Annotated in this window: 13 protein-coding genes; 7 read left to right on the plus strand and 6 right to left on the minus strand. The window is 63.4% G+C overall.

Features of this window, described 5'->3' with window-relative positions:
* The first annotated feature begins 66 nt into the window (after positions 1–66).
* The 4 genes from ACPTTF_RS34940 to ACPTTF_RS34955 all read left to right on the plus strand — a co-directional run bounded on the left by ACPTTF_RS34940 (position 67) and on the right by ACPTTF_RS34955 (position 5982).
* Entirely contained in the window at positions 67–840 is a 774-nt protein-coding gene (locus tag ACPTTF_RS34940; protein ID WP_423372154.1) for a 2OG-Fe(II) oxygenase, read from the plus strand.
* Between the two features lie 2 nt (positions 841–842).
* Entirely contained in the window at positions 843–1553 is a 711-nt protein-coding gene (locus ACPTTF_RS34945; RefSeq protein ID WP_166958312.1) for a hypothetical protein, read from the plus strand.
* Entirely contained in the window at positions 1546–2904 is a 1359-nt protein-coding gene (locus ACPTTF_RS34950) for an MFS transporter (RefSeq protein WP_423372155.1), read from the plus strand. The genes ACPTTF_RS34945 and ACPTTF_RS34950 overlap by 8 nt, the downstream gene beginning before the upstream one ends.
* A 363-nt stretch (positions 2905–3267) precedes the next feature.
* Positions 3268–5982, plus strand: a complete 2715-nt coding sequence (locus tag ACPTTF_RS34955) for a TonB-dependent receptor domain-containing protein (RefSeq protein WP_423372156.1) — start codon at positions 3268–3270, stop codon at positions 5980–5982.
* A gap of 332 nt (positions 5983–6314) precedes the next feature.
* Here the strand turns inward: ACPTTF_RS34955 and ACPTTF_RS34960 are convergent, their stop codons facing one another.
* On the minus strand, positions 6315–7148 hold the full coding sequence (locus ACPTTF_RS34960) for an AraC family transcriptional regulator (protein ID WP_423372157.1): 834 nt from the start codon (positions 7146–7148) through the stop codon (positions 6315–6317).
* 220 nt (positions 7149–7368) lie between these two features.
* Positions 7369–8103, minus strand: a complete 735-nt coding sequence (locus ACPTTF_RS34965; protein WP_166958305.1) for an ABC transporter substrate-binding protein — start codon at positions 8101–8103, stop codon at positions 7369–7371.
* Between the two features lie 388 nt (positions 8104–8491).
* On the opposite strand from ACPTTF_RS34965, the gene ACPTTF_RS34970 reads away from it, so the two are divergent.
* Entirely contained in the window at positions 8492–9955 is a 1464-nt protein-coding gene (locus ACPTTF_RS34970) for a DEAD/DEAH box helicase (RefSeq protein WP_423372158.1), read from the plus strand.
* Positions 9956–10707: 752 nt separating this feature from the next.
* Here ACPTTF_RS34970 and ACPTTF_RS34975 read toward each other — a convergent pair.
* Together ACPTTF_RS34975 and ACPTTF_RS34980 are read right to left on the minus strand one after the other, a co-directional pair.
* Positions 10708–11193, minus strand: coding sequence for a transposase (locus ACPTTF_RS34975; RefSeq protein WP_423372159.1), 486 nt, complete (start codon positions 11191–11193; stop codon positions 10708–10710).
* Positions 11194–11337: 144 nt separating this feature from the next.
* Positions 11338–12606, minus strand: coding sequence for an alginate lyase family protein (locus ACPTTF_RS34980; RefSeq protein ID WP_423372160.1), 1269 nt, complete (start codon positions 12604–12606; stop codon positions 11338–11340).
* 339 nt (positions 12607–12945) lie between these two features.
* On the opposite strand from ACPTTF_RS34980, the gene ACPTTF_RS34985 reads away from it, so the two are divergent.
* The gene (locus ACPTTF_RS34985; protein ID WP_423372161.1) at positions 12946–13545 is read left to right on the plus strand and encodes a DJ-1/PfpI family protein; all 600 of its coding nucleotides are present in this window, start codon (positions 12946–12948) and stop codon (positions 13543–13545) included.
* Positions 13546–13633: 88 nt separating this feature from the next.
* Here ACPTTF_RS34985 and pstS read toward each other — a convergent pair whose 3' ends face one another.
* Positions 13634–14659, minus strand: coding sequence for a phosphate ABC transporter substrate-binding protein PstS (pstS, locus tag ACPTTF_RS34990; RefSeq protein WP_166958296.1), 1026 nt, complete (start codon positions 14657–14659; stop codon positions 13634–13636).
* A 413-nt stretch (positions 14660–15072) separates the two neighbouring features.
* Positions 15073–15288 (minus strand): hypothetical protein, encoded by a 216-nt coding sequence (locus ACPTTF_RS34995; RefSeq protein WP_166958294.1) that lies wholly within the window; start codon positions 15286–15288, stop codon positions 15073–15075.
* Positions 15289–15490: 202 nt separating this feature from the next.
* On the opposite strand from ACPTTF_RS34995, the gene ACPTTF_RS35000 reads away from it, so the two are divergent.
* The gene (locus ACPTTF_RS35000; protein ID WP_423372162.1) at positions 15491–15805 is read left to right on the plus strand and encodes a hypothetical protein; all 315 of its coding nucleotides are present in this window, start codon (positions 15491–15493) and stop codon (positions 15803–15805) included.
* Positions 15806–15866 lie beyond the last annotated feature (61 nt).

Genomic DNA, 15866 nt, shown 5'->3' on the forward strand with positions numbered 1-15866 from the left:
GCGCGCGGCTCCTTCACCCCTTCATTCCATCACGCCATGAACCGACCGGCAGAGGTTGACCATGCAGTGATCGACGTCGACGAAACGTCGCTGTGCGCCGATCACATTCTCGATTTGTGCAAAGGCAATGCGCTCGCGATACGCATTCGTGCGTTCACGCCGCCGGCAGTCATCCGGCGCGCGGAGGAGCAACTGTTCGCCCATCCCGACCGCGGCGCGCTGGGCCACGCCGTCGAATTCACCCGGCTCGGCATCGCGTACGCGGAGGTGCGATCCGAAGAGGTCCGGCAGGCCTATCACCGGCATGCGCGCGCCAATATCGAACGCGTTCGCACGCTGTTCGGCGAGCTCGCGTCGCCGGTCGACCGGTTCCGCACCCTGCTCGACGACGCGTGGCCCGAAGGGGCGCGGCTGCTGAGCGTGGGCGGGCACAAGTGCTTCGTCGGCGTGTGCCGCTACCTGACGCCAGGCGTGGATCTCGAGCCGCACATCGACAACCTGGAATGGACGCTGCCGGCCGGCACCGGCTGGGCGCTGCAGTATCAGCTGTCGGCCAACCTCTATCTGCAGGTGCCTCCGCACGGCGGCGAGCTGGAGCTCTGGCGCGTCGCACCCGATGCGCGCGAATACGAAGCGCTCAAGGGCGATCGCCACTACGGGATCGGCCGCGAGCAGGTGGGCGCGCCCGACCTGGTGATCAAGCCGGAGGTGGGCGACCTGATCTTCCTGAATCCGCGTTTCATCCACGCGGTTCGCCCTGTCCGGGGCGCCGACCGGGTCACGTTGAGTGCCTTTGTCGGGATCCGATCCGTTACCGAACCCTTAGTTTACTGGAGCTGACCATGTACAAGGTTTCATTGCAGGCACAAGGAAAATTTCAGGCACACGAGTACCTCGGCAAGACCGCACTGCTGCTGATCAGCGTCGGCAAGGAATATCACGAAGGCGAAAAACTCGCGGCGACGGTCGACAAGATCAACGTGGCGGGGTTCGGGCAATGCGTGATCGGCGTGGCCGATACGCTGCAGCGCCACAACTATGCGACCGGCTCCGCGCATAGCAACTATCAGAAAAGCCGCGACCGCGGCGACGCATGGCTGCGGGACCACGCGGACACCCTCGCGAAACTGTCGATGCGACGCGAGATCCTGCGATGGGACGACCTGCTGCGCCGCGACGACTACTCGCAGTATTACCACCTGATCACGAACGAGTACTACTCGAATCCCGAATACCGTTATGCGATCAACGACACCATCGGCGTGTTCGCCGAGCGCAACGGGCTCGTGCAAGGCACCCGCGAACACGAGGACGCGTTCTATCGCTCGCTCTTCTACATTCTCGAGGAATGCCCGATCATCATGCCGATGTGGGCGCAGGACGGCATCGATTTCATCATTTACCCGAAGCAGATGACCGCCGCGATGAGCAAGACGCGCGAGATTTTCGTGCAGAACGGGAGCGATGCCCGCGCCAACTGGCTGGCGGTCAAGTTCAAGAAAAAATCGCAGTCGCACGCAGACGAAGAAACCGAGGCGCTGGCGCATGACTAATTCATCGAGCAAGGTTCGGAAGTACGTCGGGCTGACCGGCATCTGTATCGCGAGCTTCCTGGGATGTATCGATCTCACGGTCGTCAACACGATTCTTCCGGCGATCGGCCGCGATTTTTCGATCCCGATCCAGACGACGCAGTGGATCACGTCCATCTTCATGGTCGCGCTGTCCGCGTTCATGGTGCCGGTTGCCACGCTGGCGGACAACCTGGGCCGCAAGAAATTGCTGATCATCGGCCTCGTGATCTTCGGCGCGGCTTCGTTGTTCGCGGGGATTGCGCATCAGTTCTGGCTGCTGGTGGCGTTCCGCCTCTTGCAGGGCATCGGTTGCGCGATCCTGTACACGGTATCGGGCGCGATCGTCAGCTATACGTTCGACGAGAACGAACAGGGCAAGGCGCTGGGGATCCTGTTCGGCGCCAACGGCGTCGGGCTGGCGCTCGGCCCGATCATCGGCGGCCTGTTCGCCGGTGCGCTCGATTGGCACGACGCGTTCCTGATCAACATTCCGTTCATCGTGATCAGCCTGGCGCTCTGCGCATGGGCGATACCGGAGTTCAAGGCGCAGGCGCGCAAGCGCCTCGACGTGACGGGATGCCTGCTGCTGGTCGTCGGCCTGACCACGCTCGTCAGCTATCTGTCCGTCGACGGGAGCCGGCTCAATCTCTGGTTGCTGCCGGTGTCGCTCGTCGCGCTGGCGCTGTTCGTCTGGCATGAGTTGCGTACGCGCGACCCGATCGTCGAGTTTCATTTCTTCCGCGAACCGAAGTTCGTGTCCGCGCTGCTCGCGACGTTCTTTCTCGCGTTCTTCTACTGCATCGTGCTGCTCACCCTGCCGATCTTCTTTTCGACCCAGCTCCACAAGAGCGACATCACCATCGGGCTGTACCTGCTGCCGGCGACCATCACGTTTTCGATCGCGTCGTCCTGGATCGGCGGGCGCAGTGAACGGCTCGGCCCGTCGCGGGTGATCGCGGCCGGCTTGTTGCTGTTCGTCGTCGCGTCGATCCTGCTGTCGGTCGCGGCAGGCCAGCTCGACGCAGGCTGGTTCGTCGTGCCGCTGCTGCTGTTCGGCATCGGCTGGGGCGCGATACTCGGGCCCTCGACGCTGGTGGCGCTGGGCGCGTTGCCTCGCGACAAGGCGGCCGTGGCGATGGGCACGTCGTGGACGGTGCACAACGTGGGCGGCGCGAGCGGCATTGCGTTCGCCATTTTCCTGATGCGGCAGGTCGACGATTTCCGGCATGGTTACCAGACACTGATGCTGGCGCTCGCGGCCATCATCCTCGCGGCCGGCGTGCTGTACCACATCCTGTCGCGCGAGTCGGTGGCGGTGGCCATCGACTGACCGCCCAGCGAATACCCATCGCTCGCGGATGATTGCGCGAGCGGCTCAAACGCAATGGCAGGCGAGTGCCCGGGCGGTGGCCGGGCACCCGTCGCCTTGCTCGACGGGCGTGCGGCCTGGATCGAGCTAGGGCGCCGTCCGCGCATGCGGTCTTTCCGGATAGCGTCGACCTGACGCCGCGGGCGCTCGCCGTGCAGCGTGCATGTAACCCGGACTACGTGAAGTCGGGCACGGTGCCCGAACGCGGCCGACGAATTGTCGAGCAGGCAAGATCTGCATCTCGAATATAAATTCGGATATCTAATCAGATGCCGTTTTAAAAATACACGTCGGCAATGCCGGCGAATGTGGGCGGGAAAAAAGATGAAACGAAGCGTGGTGATGGTGACGGCCGCAGGGTTGCTCTGCGCGTTCACTGCGGGATCGGGAGCGTCCGCATGGGCGCAGCAACTGCCGGCGCCCGACGCGCCGGCGTCGTCCGTGGCTGCGCCTGCGGCACCGGCGTTGCCGGCATCGGGCGCGCACGACGCGCTGACGGTCAAGCGTTTCGAAGTGACGGGGTCGTTGATCCGCAGCGCCGACAAGGTCGGCTTCAACCAGGTCCAGACGATCACGGCGAAGGATATCGAGAACAGCGGCTATACGACGGTCGCGGACTATTTGCGCAGCGTGGCGGCCAATTCATCGAGCAGCTGGGGTGACGGCTCGACCACGGCCAACTTCGCGGTCGGCGGAGCAGGGCTCGCGTTGCGCGGGTTGAGCGAAAAATACACGCTCGTGCTCATCGATGGCCAGCGCGTCGCACCGTATGCCTACGCGGCCAACGGCACCGATCAGTTCTTCGACCTCAACACGCTGCCGCTCAACATCATCGACAGGATCGAGATCGTCAAGACGGGTGCGGTGTCGCAGTACGGCTCCGACGCCGTGGCCGGTGTCGTGAACATCATTACGAAGAAGAACTTCCAGGGCCTGGAGCTTACCGGAAGCTATGGCGGAGCGACGAACGGTGGCGGAGGCGCGGGCACGACCCGGTTCGGCTTGCTGGGCGGCTTCGGCGACCTCAACGCGAATCGCTTCAACGTGACGGCGGCGCTCAGCTACTACAAGAACAACGGCGTGCTCGCTTCCGACCGAGACATGACGGAGAACCAGAATTTCTCGAACTACCCGGGCGGCCTGTCCAACCAGTCGACGTCGTACTGGGCGAGGGCGAGCGGCAACGTGCCGCTCGATCCCTGTGCGTATGGCGGCAAGGTCGTACCCGGCAACACGAATTCGCAGTCGTTCGGGGCAGGCGGCACGGTCTGCCAGCGCAACACGGCAGGCGCGACGTCGCTCTCGCCGTGGACCGAGCGCCTGAGCGCAAAAGTGCATGGCGAGTTCAAGATCGACGATGCGACGCAGGCGTTCGCCGATCTGTGGGAGAGCAACAACACGACGGTCGCGAACCGGGGCGTCGGCCGCCTGACGACCAGTACGCAGACCTACGATCCGGCGACGGGCAGCGTTTCGCTGGTATCGAACGTCGTGCCGGGCAGTAATCCGTACAACCCGTTCGGCGTGCCGACGCAGTTGCGTTATGCGTTTCCGGCGTCGCAGTCATTGCATGTCAGTTCGAATTACTGGCGTGCCGCGACGGGCGTGAAGGGAACGTTCGCGATGCCGTCCGTGGGCGACTGGGACTGGAGCGCGTCGTATGCCCATTCGCAGGACACGGTCTCGCAAAACTATTCGAACCAGATGAACGCCAGCGCGCTGACGAACATCATTCAGAACGGCACCTTCGATTTCTCCAATCCGTCCGCGACGCCGAACGGGCTGAACGGCCTTTACCAGAGCACGTCGAATCAGGCGATCACGAAGCTCGACGTGCTGGATGCGACGCTGTCGAGCCCGAACCTGGTCAGGCTGCCGACTGGCAACGTGGGCCTCGGGCTAGGCGCGCAGTTCATGCATCAGAGCCAGTACATCGGCACGGGTGCGGGCTGGGCGAGCGGCCAGCTGACGTCGCCGTCGATCCAGTCCGTCAACGGCGAGCGCAACGTCGCGGCCGTCTACTACCAGTTCGATATTCCGCTGTTGAAGACACTGACGTTCAGCCAGTCGGGCCGCTACGATCACTACAGCGACTTCGGCGGCGCGTTTTCGCCGCGGTTCGCGCTGCGCTTTCAGCCGGTGCGGGAATTCACGTTGTACGGTTCGTACAATCGCGGCTTCCGTGCGCCGACGCTGATCGAGAACACGTCGTCGCGCACTTTCGGCTCGCAAGGCGTGCTGGATGCGCGAGATCCGAACAATCCGGGTTCATACAATATCGTCGAGGAAATTCGCGCGGGCAATCGTGGCCTGCAGCCCGAGCGCACGAAAAACTACAACATCGGCTTCCAGTTTTCGCCGACACGCACGACCGATATCGGTTTCGACTGGTACAAGATTCACATCGACAACGTGATCGGCACGGACGACGTGCAGGTCGTGGTCAATCAGAACGATCCGTCGCAGGTGGTTCGCAATGCCAACGGCAGCATCGCCTATGTCACGCTGCCCTATCGCAATCTTTCGTCGCTGGACACCGACGGCTTCGAGGCCACGTTCCGCCAGACGGTTGCGACGACCATCGGCACCTTCACGTTGTCCGGCGACTGGGCGTACATGTGGCATTTCAAGATGCCGGTTGGCGGCGTGGAAAGGGATTACGCCGGCAACAACGGCGCACTTCACCAGCCGTTCGGCGGTAGTTCTCCGCGCTGGAAAGGGAACACCGACCTGAGCTGGAACTATCACCGGTGGAATGCGACCCTGAGCTGGCTCTATGTCGGCCCGTACGCGCAGGCCATTCTTGCGCCGGGCACGTACCCCGGCATGGCGGATGGCGTTGCGTCGTACAGCCAGTTCAATCTGATGGTCGGCTATACGGGATTCAAGCACTGGACGCTGTACGCGGGGATCGACAACCTCTTCAATCGAAAGCCGCCGTTCGATCCGGTTTGGATGGCGGGGCCAAGCGGCTACGATACATCGCTCTATTCGTACGTCGGGCGGTTTGCGCAGGTGGGGGCGACGTATCGGTTCTGAGAACCGTTGACGATGTTCGTGCGCTGTAGTGGACGGGGCACGGGCGCTTGCGGCGTGCGAGTCGGCAAGTCGCGTAGCGCCATGTAGCACCGTGTGGTCGAGTATCGATTCGGCCGGCAAACGCGCGAGCGCGTTGTTCTCCGGCTCCCGTTTGCGCGGGTTCACGATGCGGCCGAGCCGCTCGGCGTCGCGGCGGCGCGATGCCTTGTTGGCCGCCGAGACGCTGCGCGAACAGGCGCCAGGGTGGCCGCGACCTCCCCTCGGCGGGGCGTGCCCGGCCGGGGGAGCATCGCCGGCAGGCCCCGGCGGTTATCCGCCGGGGCCTGCGGCGCTTACTTCAACGGCATGCAGATGCGCGTCTGCAACTGCGCCGGCGGAGTGCTGCGCGGGTCGTTCAGGTACTGCTCGAACATCGGGAAATCGGCGGGCACCATGCCGCTGGCGGGCAGCCATTCGGAGAACATCCAGTTATACGGCTGGTCCATCTCGTTATACGGCCCCGTGTAGGTCAGGATCGCGCAGCGGCCCGCGGGGATCTCGAAGCGTTCGAGTTCGTCGCCCAGCTCGGCGTCGGGCGCGACGGACATGCCCGCCATCGAGCGCAACCGGTCGGCCGGCACCTGCTCGGGATCGTCGAAATACACGCCGATGCCGATCGCCTCGGGGCGCGCCAGGCCGCGGGCGGCGGCCAGCATGAACGCCCGGGTGAACACCGGGCCGATTTCCTGATAGCTGCCGCGATGCGGCAAGGCGGCCAGCACGGCGCCGGGGAAGGTTTCGATGGTAACGGGATACATGCCGAGCTCCTGTGGATTGAACGGAACGGAGCGGGCCGCGCGGTAGCGCCCCGGCGATACGCCGAAGGTCGCGCCGAACGCACGGTTGAAGGCAGCATCCGACGCATAGCCGGCACGCTGCGCAACGTCGCGCAATGGCGCCCCGGTCCCGCCCAACGCGACCGCCGCGCGGTGCATGCGGATGCGCTGCACGGTGGCGTTCACCGTCTCGCCGATCATCGCGCGGTAGACGCGGTGAAAGTGATACGGCGACAAGCACGCGAGGTCGGCCAGCAGATACAGATCCGGGTTGGCGTCGGGGTGGCTTGCCAGCCAGCGCAGGACGGGGTCCATGCGCCGGGCGTATTGGGTCAGGGTTCGGGGTTTCAATTGCGGGCTCCTGGAGGAGCAATGTAGGGTCGGCGGGTTTGCAGATTTTGCGGTTTTTCGGAGCAGGGGACGCCGCGCCGGCACGGCTTCGCGCGCAACAGCCGCACCGGCAATTCCGGCCGCATGAGCGGGCCGTTGCCGTTGAACGGCAGGGCGTCGACGATCACGCGCAGCGCGGCGTCGTCCTGCCGCCGGTCATGCGGCTCCGCGCCGTTTTCGATCAGCCCGGCGGCGCGACGGATGCGCCGGTGATGCCATGCCGCCGCAGCGCATCCGCGACGAAGCCCGACGCCTTCATTTCCTCGACGAACGCATTCAGCGCCGCTGCGGCGGCTTCGCCGCGACTCTTCGGCACGCCCATTGCCTGCCGGATCACCATGAAGCGCTCGTCGAGCAGGCGCAGGCCGGGCGTTTTCGCCGCGTCGGCCTCGAGCTGCTGCTTCACGCCAGCGGCCACTTCCAGTTGCTGTTCGACGAAGGTCTGCACGACGGCTTGCGACGTCGGCGCACGGACGATCTGCGCGGCCTTCAGCTCGCGCGTGAGGAACAGGTCGTACGCGCTGCCCTTGCCGACGGTCACGCGGTTGTCGGGCTGGTCGACGTCCGCGTTCGTGCGGATCGGCGAAGCGTCGCGCACGAGATAGAACCCCTCGATCAGCACGTACGGTGCCGTGAACGCGACCGTTTCGCCGCGCAGCGGATCGACCGCGAAGAAACCGAAATCGGCACGCTCGTCGGTCAGTGCCTGCACCGATTTGCCGGCGGCGTCGAACACCACGAGCTCCAGCTCGGCCGACAGGCGTTCGGCGAACGCGCGCGCGAGGTCGATCGACACGCCGAACGGTTCGCCGGTTTCCGGGTCGCGGTTCGCGAGGATCGGGTTGCCGAGATTGATCGACGCGCGCAGCTTGCCGGTTGGCGTGAACGCGGAGAGAACGGACGGGGCGAGGGGCATGGGAGGCTCGTTGCGGTCGTGGGGGCAGGGTTCGGGGCGCGTCGATGCGCGACAGTGCGCCGGCATCGAGCTTATCACCTGGCTTTCGCAAAAGAGCAGCGTCGAGCGGCGCGAGCCCGCCTTCGTCGGCAACCCGAAGATGCGATACGTCAGTCTTCCGGTCACCTCATTGCCGGAACCACAAGCCATGAAGTGATGGACAGGTAAAGCGCCGAGCGGCTGCGAGTGCGCGTTGATGCGGGAAAAGGGGCTGGATTCGTTTGCTTTGCGCCAGTCGCGGCTTCCGGTTTGGCCGTGTCGTTCCCCGTCGGCGGCTTCCCGCCGGGAGCGGCGGGCCTTGATCTGCCCGGCAACCGCTAGAATTGCGGTTTTAGCCCGGAATACGTCCATGTCTTTTGCCTCGCTCGGCCTGATCGATCCCTTGCTGCGTAATCTGCAGGACCTCAATTACCAGGCCCCCACGCCGGTGCAGGCCAAGGCGATTCCCGCCGTGCTCGACGGCAAGGACGTGATGGCCGGGGCCCAGACCGGCACCGGCAAGACGGCGGGTTTCGCGCTGCCGCTGTTGCAGCGGCTGGTGCAGCACGGCCCGGCGGTGTCCAGCAACCGCGCACGTGTGCTGGTGCTGGTGCCCACGCGTGAACTGGCTGAACAATTGCTGCAAAGCTTCATCGCGTACGGCAAGGGGCTCGACCTGCGATTCCTGGCCGCCTACGGCGGCGTGAGTATCAACCCGCAGATGATGAAGTTGCGCAAGGGCGTGGATGTGCTCGTTGCCACGCCGGGCCGGTTGCTGGATCTCAATCGCCAGAACGCGGTGCAGTTCGATCAGGTGCAAACACTGGTGCTCGACGAAGCCGACCGCATGCTGGATCTCGGTTTCGCGCGCGAACTGAACGCCGTTTTTGCCGCATTGCCCGCGCAGCGCCAGACCCTGCTGTTCTCGGCCACGTTTACCGACGACATCCGCGCGATGGCGGCGAGCATTCTGCGCGGCCCGGTCAACATCAGCGTCAGCCCGCCCAATGCCACGGCCAGCAAGATCAAGCAGTGGGTGGTGCCGGTGGACAAGCGGAACAAGCCCGACCTCTTCATGCACCTCGTGGCCGAGAACAAGTGGGAGCATGCGCTGGTGTTCGTCAAGACGCGCAACGGCGTGGATTATCTGGCGGCCATGCTCGACGAAGCAGGCTATGCGGTCGACACCATCCACGGCGACAAGCCGCAACCCGCGCGCCTGCGTGCGCTGGAGCGCTTCAAGACGGGTGAAGTACAGATGCTGGTCGCCACCGACGTGGCGGCGCGCGGGCTGGATATCGACGACCTGCCGCTGGTGATCAACGTTGATCTGCCGATCGTGGCGCAAGACTATGTGCACCGAATCGGCCGTACCGGCCGCGCGGGCGCCAGCGGTGTGGCGGTGTCGCTGGTGTGCGCCGACGAAGCGCCGCAACTGGCCGCGATCGAAGCGCTGATCCGGCAAACGCTGCGCCGTGAAGAAGAGCCGGGTTTCGAGGCCGAACACCGTGTGCCGGAAACCAGCGCGACGGGCGAGATCATCAAGAAACCCAAAAAGCCGAAGAAGCCCAAAGTGCCGCAAGCGGCGCCGGTTGCCAAGCAGGTGGCCGGTAAAAAGCCGCGCCCGCAAGCGCAAGGCGGAGAAGGTAAGCGCAAGCCTGCGGCGCCGCACGCGAAGCCGGGCGGCAACGGACCGGATTACACCATCGGCAGCCCGTTCAGCGCGCAAAAGCCGCGCAGCAAACCGGCGGGCAAGCCGGCGGGCAAGCCGGCTGGGGGAGCAAGCAAGCCGGCCGGCAAACCCGCTGGAGGCCGTGGCAAGCGCCAGCCTTGATGCGGTGGTGTGAGTCGTGCCAGTCGTGGAACAGGGCTGGCCGTTCGGGGCTCGCCTGCGGTTTCAAGGTAAGCGATCCATTATCGGCGTCTACCCAACGGCGCTCTGAGCGAGGCGCACCGGTGTCCACCCATTCGGAATGGTGGGCACCTATGGCTGACAAGGCTTTGAGTTGAGCGTAGTTCGTCGAGGCAGCGACGGCCCGCGCCGCTACGACGAGAAGGGCAAGTGCGCATTGGTCGAAGCGGCGTGACCCCCGGGCGTGTCGGTGGCTCGCGTGGCGCAGGAGCACGCGACCAACGCCAACCTGCTCCGCAAGCGGATGTCGAAGGGTTGCGATCCACGAACGACGTTCTTCAGCGTAATTGGGTGGTGCGCTTTGGGGGCGGTGGCCCGGTTTCTCGGTAGGCTTCGTTTCGGCGGTTCTCCTGTCCGGGAGCTTGGTCCTGGAAACCCGATTTTCCCGGATGCCCGCGGGATCCGCCGCTTTCAACCTTCAACTATTTTGGGGACTCCGCCCAATGTCAACCGACGAATCGATACACGCGTGCCCAGGGGAAGAATCCACTTTCAATTGCACGTGCTGTGGTCACGAGACGAGGAGAATCACGGGCGAACTGCACCAGGGCGATTCAGTTGTTGGTGTCTACTTTGTCCAATGGGCGGTCGGAAGGCCGGACCATCCACCGATCATTGACCTTGTGTTGGGGGACTGGGGGGAAAGCGCCGGGCCTGCCGACCGCGTCCTGGTTTCATTGATCTATATGCCGCGCAAGGGCGGCGGTCCTGTCTCCGTCGTGAACGCCGCGGAACGGCGTGTCGATATTTCCGCCTTGTTTGAACTCGCGCTTGCCCGAGAGCAGGTCATCGGTACGCCGCTGGCCCCGTTGGTGTTTCAGATTATCGATGCGCTCTGGATCACCGAGCCACGAATCGCAGCGGTCAAGGCACTGGACGACGTCGTGTAGATCAAGCTCGACGGAAACGCCATCAGCAACCACCGGCATGCGAGCTACTCGCTCATGCTCGAATCGAGCCTGGATTTTCTGATGACGTGCGACCCAACTGCACAGCAGTTCGGGATCGAGGTCATGCTCCATTGCTGTTCGGGCAATCGAAACGCCGGGCTGCAGGCATAGCCGAACCGGTTCGTCCCGCGCAGCATCGTCGTACTCACGACGGCCATCTCGTTTCCGACCAATCACCAGCCGGCTACGCAAGTTTCGGTTCTCAGTCATACGCGCTCATCACGGGCGAAGACCGCCGACGACTACGACGCGCTGTTCCCCTGGAACATGCCGGCCGATCTCCGCTGATCGAAAATCACGCCTCCTGTTACGCCAGCCACGCCGCTCCGGATGATCTTCCCGAGACGCAGGCGGTCATTTGAGCGTATATGTCAACGTCCCATATCCCAGTTGATCGAAGCCGCCGCTGTTGGGACCGTAGTCGCCACCGCCGCCTTCCGGCGCGACCTTGCGGGCATAAGCCTCGACGTCCGGCGCGGAGAGCCCTTTGAGCACAACGTAATGGTTGTAGACGAGTGCCCAGATCGGACGCCCGTCACCGCGCGAATTCGGCGAGATGACAGGCTGAGTGACGTCGCTGTTCGTGTATTGCGTGTAAGGCACGTCCTTCCCGAGGTTGTATCGGGCGGCGTACTCCGCCCCGCGCAGGAATCGGTTGTCGTCGTATCCGTAAAGATCGTCCCCCTGGCTCCAGGCCATCTGACAGAACGCCCCGAGTAGCGCGATGTCGAGCATGGTGTGTCCCTGGTCGCGGCCACTTTCCTGCACCTGCCCCAGCCCATCCGGATACAGCTTCCACACCACATGTTCGATTGAACCGTTGCCCGCGCCATGCTTGAAGTAGTCGACTGCCTCGGCATAGATGTCGTGACGGTCGGTCAGAACCCCGATCGCCAGCATCGATGCCATGTTGGCGAGATCCCAGTTGGCCCAGTAGTGGTCGATCTTTGCGCCGTTGTGCCGCGTCAGGAAATCGTGGTTCATCGGATAGAACACGCCGAGCATCATCGACTGGAAGCGTCGGAGATCGTCGGGGTGCCACAGTGCGGACGTGCGGAGGATTTCGCCGGCGTTCGCCAGCTCGTAGCCGTAAATGCCGGAAGCCAGGAATTTGTCGGAACTGCCGTCGATCGTCGTCAGCATGCGCGACCACGCATTCAGGACTTCTATGGCGTGTTGCGCGTAGGCGTCGTCGCCGGTGATCTTCCACCGAAGTGCAAGCGCGTAGGCCGCAGCGGCATCGTTGAAGAGCGTGGCGTAGTTCTCTGCGTGGTCGGGGTTGCGTCCGCGATAGATGGCCGGTTGCGGATTCGGCTTCCAGTCGAGCGACGCATGCCGGTTGGCAACCAGGCGTTGCCAGCTGTCGAACCACGGCTGCCGTCGCGCGGCGACGCTCTCGCGCATGCGCGTGAAATCGCGCTCCGTATGCAGCAGGCCGGGGTGAACAAAAGGTGCGCCGGCCGTGCGGGCGCCGGGCGCAGGCTTCAGATACGCGTCGGTGTGCGACTGATATGAACCGGTCACGTCGGCAGGGGGCTGCGCCGCGGCGATGCACCCGCCAAGCATCACAATGCAAAGCACGGGAATCGTGGCTGCTGCACGTGCGAACAGACGAAATGTCATAGGGCTCCGATAACGGTTGCGCCGGTCTTGCCGAGAGGGAACCAGCATGGATTCGAACAGGGACTGGCGTGCGATGAACGGGCCGCCGGGAGAAAGCCGCTTTGCAACGTATGAACGATCCTCGCGGCGCTACGGTTGACAGTAAGCATGCCGTAAAGAATCGTCCGTCATCGCGGGAAGACTCAATCCGACTCCGCGCATACCGATCCAACAGGCGTTGCTTGCGGACCGCATACGCCTCGAGCGTGTTGCATCGACTGGGTGAATCCGACGTAAGGCAAAGCCGTTCATGGCGGCGTTCTGGCAAGATGCATCGACTGACTCCAGACAGGGCACCCCATGCATATCGCTATTCTGACCTTTCAGGGCTTCAACGAACTCGACTCCCTCATCGCACTCGGCGTGCTCAATCGCATCAAGAAGCCCGACTGGCGGGTCACGCTTTCATGCCCGGAGCATTTCGTCACATCGACGAATGGTGTGACCGTGCAGGCGCAGTCGACGTTGGCGGACGCATGCACGGCAGATGCCGTCATCGTCGGGAGCGGCATTCGAACCCGGGATGTCGTCAACGACGCGACGCTGATGGAGCAGTTGAATCTCGATCCGGCCCGGCAATTGATTGGTGCCCAGTGTTCGGGCACGCTGGTGCTGGCAAAGCTCGGCTTCCTCGACAACATCCCGGCCTGCACGGATCTCACGACCAAACCGTGGGTAGTCGAGGCCGGCGTCGAAGTCCTCAATCAGCCGTTCTACGCTCAAGGTAACGTCGCAACGGCCGGTGGCTGTTTTGCTTCGCAATATCTCGCCGCGTGGATCATTGCACGCTTGGAGGGTGAGGAAGCCGCGCGGAGCGCACTTCACTACGTTGCACCGGTCGGGGAGAAGGAAGCGTACGTTGATCGTGCACTGACGAACATCGCGCCTTATCTGCCGTAGCGCGATAAAAAATCGCGCTACCTTCATCGAAAAGTGAGTCGGTTTCAGCGGTAATGTGGTGTCCCCGATCGCGGCTTCTCAGGAGCCCTCAGTTTGCAATCGCCTTGCCGGCGGCATCCGTGATTTTCGTTTTCCACTGCTTGCGGATTTCGGACACCACCGAATCGGGAAGCGAGATGTAGTCCAGATCCGTGGCGGCCTGGTTGCCGTTGTGGAATGCCCAGTCGAAGAACTTGAGCGTTTCCGCACCTTGTGCCGGCTTGTCCTGCTTTGCGTGCAGCAGCACGAACGTCGCGCCGACCACCGGCCATGCGTCCTTGCCCGGCTCGTCCGTCAGGATCTGGTAGAACGACTTCGACCAGTTCGCGCCTGCCGCAGCGGCCTTGAACGTTTCCGTCTTCGGCGCGACCACCGTGCCCGTCGAGTTCTTCAGCGCGGTGTAGACCATGTTGTTCTTCTTCGCGTACGCCCATTCGACGTAGCCGATTGCGCCCGGCAGGCGCTGCACGAACGCGGCGACGCCGTCGTTGCCCTTGCCGCCCGTGCCCGTCGGCCAGTTGACCGTCGTGCCTTCGCCGACCTTCGCCTTCCATGCGCCGCTGACCTTCGACAGATAGTTCGTCCAGATGAAGCTCGTGCCCGAACCGTCAGCCCGGCGAACCACGGCGATGTCCGTGTCCGATAGCTTGACCTTCGGGTTCAACGCGGTGATGGCGGGGTCGTTCCACTTCGTGATCTTGCCGAGGTAGATGTCGCCGAGCACCGGGCCCGACAGCGTCAGTTCGCCAGCCTTCACGCCCGGCACGTTGACGACCGGCACCACGCCGCCCACCACTGTCGGAAACTGGAACAGGCCTGCCTTCGCGAGCTCGTCATCCTTCAGCGGCGCGTCCGAGCCGGCAAAATCGACCGTTTTCGCGTTGATTTGCTTCAGGCCGCCCGACGAGCCGATGCCTTGATAGTTGACCTTGCCACCGCCCGCCTTCTTGTACGCATCGGCCCATTTCGCGTAAATCGGTGCTGCGAACGTGCTGCCTGCGCCGGTGATGTCGGCAGCGTGAGCGCTGAGGGCAACAAGAACGAGGGTGCAGGGAACCACGATCCGGATGTTCATGTAACGCCTCCTGTCTGCTGTCGGCATGCCGGCCCGCAAGCTGGCTTCGGTTTAGAAGTCTGACTGGTCGAGTTGGATCTGCCGGCCGTCTTTCGGCAATGTCGGTCGGTTGACCGTGGCAGTGATCTTCTCTCGATGGCTTTCAAACACGGTGAGCAATTGCGTGGATGTAGCAGTCTTTGCGTTGCACCTTTCTCGAGTGATGTTCGCCGTGAGCTTGATTGCAACGCACCCCTAAACGGGGTCGCAGGCGGAAACCGGTCGGCCTGGTTCGTCACCGACGATCGGGCAGGTCAGACGAGTGGCGGAGCCCGTCATCGCGCGCGGTACGTGACCTCGCATCGAAGGGTGATAGGAGTATTGCATCTGACTGTGAAAACTCAAGGACGGTGCAATTGTCTGAGCCGCGAGCCTCAATGCACGTCATTTGCGACGATGGACGCCAACGCTCGAGCGCCGTCGTGTTGGGCGGTGTCTTCAGTGGAAAAGATGTGGTGACTGAATGCGATCAGTTTGAAGCCGCCCCCCGGGGAACGAGGAACCGTGATGCCCCAGTGCCAGCCACCGTCTTGCTGGAACACGTGGAGGGCCGGGGGGGCCTGGCTCAGTGCGGACGAAGAAGTCGTCATGGCGTGCTCTCCCGTCATGGGGCGACTGCAGGGCAACTACATCGGACGTGCGAACCCAGTCTACGGACACTTTTGCTGCGGCGCAATATTCAATTCCCGGGAACATGACGATGTGTCGAGCGCCACAATTTTGAAATACAAATATGCAGCGTCGGGGATGACTGGCATATTGATGTGACGATTATGATTTTTCGGAGGCTTCATGGACCGCAGTTCGCTTGTGTGGGCGGGGGTGCCGCATAGCAGCGATGGCGTCGTGTTTCAGATTCGGGTCGGCCGCGGGCTTCAGCGTTTTCATATTTCCCGGTTGATTCTCGAGAAGGCGTGCGACCTTGAGCGACTGGCATCCGACGCGCGACAGCTCGAATGCTTTTACGAGCACTTGGCCCCGATCCTGGCGGTCGCCCGGAAGACGCGTTCGAGTGCGAAAGCCGATACGGTTTCGCTGAATGTTTCCGATTTTGTTCGACCGGGTAACGCGCGTGTCGGGCAGGCCGCTTCGGCGGGGATGCGATGAGCATCGTAGAGGGATGAGAGGGCGGCGTGTCAGGTCCCGGAATGGGCGGGCATGGGGCTTG

The organism is Burkholderia crassaminum, from assembly GCF_964265005.1.
Lineage (GTDB): Bacteria > Pseudomonadota > Gammaproteobacteria > Burkholderiales > Burkholderiaceae > Burkholderia.

Coding starts and splice junctions, on each gene's coding strand:
- ACPTTF_RS34945 (WP_166958312.1), top strand. CDS start 843: ATGTACAAGGTTTCATTGCAGGCACAAGGAAAATTTCAGGCACACGAG.
- ACPTTF_RS34950 (WP_423372155.1), top strand. CDS start 1,546: ATGACTAATTCATCGAGCAAGGTTCGGAAGTACGTCGGGCTGACCGGC.
- ACPTTF_RS34955 (WP_423372156.1), top strand. CDS start 3,268: ATGAAACGAAGCGTGGTGATGGTGACGGCCGCAGGGTTGCTCTGCGCG.
- ACPTTF_RS34965 (WP_166958305.1), bottom strand. CDS start 8,103: ATGCCCCTCGCCCCGTCCGTTCTCTCCGCGTTCACGCCAACCGGCAAG.
- ACPTTF_RS34970 (WP_423372158.1), top strand. CDS start 8,492: ATGTCTTTTGCCTCGCTCGGCCTGATCGATCCCTTGCTGCGTAATCTG.
- ACPTTF_RS34975 (WP_423372159.1), bottom strand. CDS start 11,193: ATGACTGAGAACCGAAACTTGCGTAGCCGGCTGGTGATTGGTCGGAAA.
- ACPTTF_RS34980 (WP_423372160.1), bottom strand. CDS start 12,606: ATGACATTTCGTCTGTTCGCACGTGCAGCAGCCACGATTCCCGTGCTT.
- ACPTTF_RS34985 (WP_423372161.1), top strand. CDS start 12,946: ATGCATATCGCTATTCTGACCTTTCAGGGCTTCAACGAACTCGACTCC.
- pstS (WP_166958296.1), bottom strand. CDS start 14,659: ATGAACATCCGGATCGTGGTTCCCTGCACCCTCGTTCTTGTTGCCCTC.
- ACPTTF_RS34995 (WP_166958294.1), bottom strand. CDS start 15,288: ATGACGACTTCTTCGTCCGCACTGAGCCAGGCCCCCCCGGCCCTCCAC.
- ACPTTF_RS35000 (WP_423372162.1), top strand. CDS start 15,491: ATGGACCGCAGTTCGCTTGTGTGGGCGGGGGTGCCGCATAGCAGCGAT.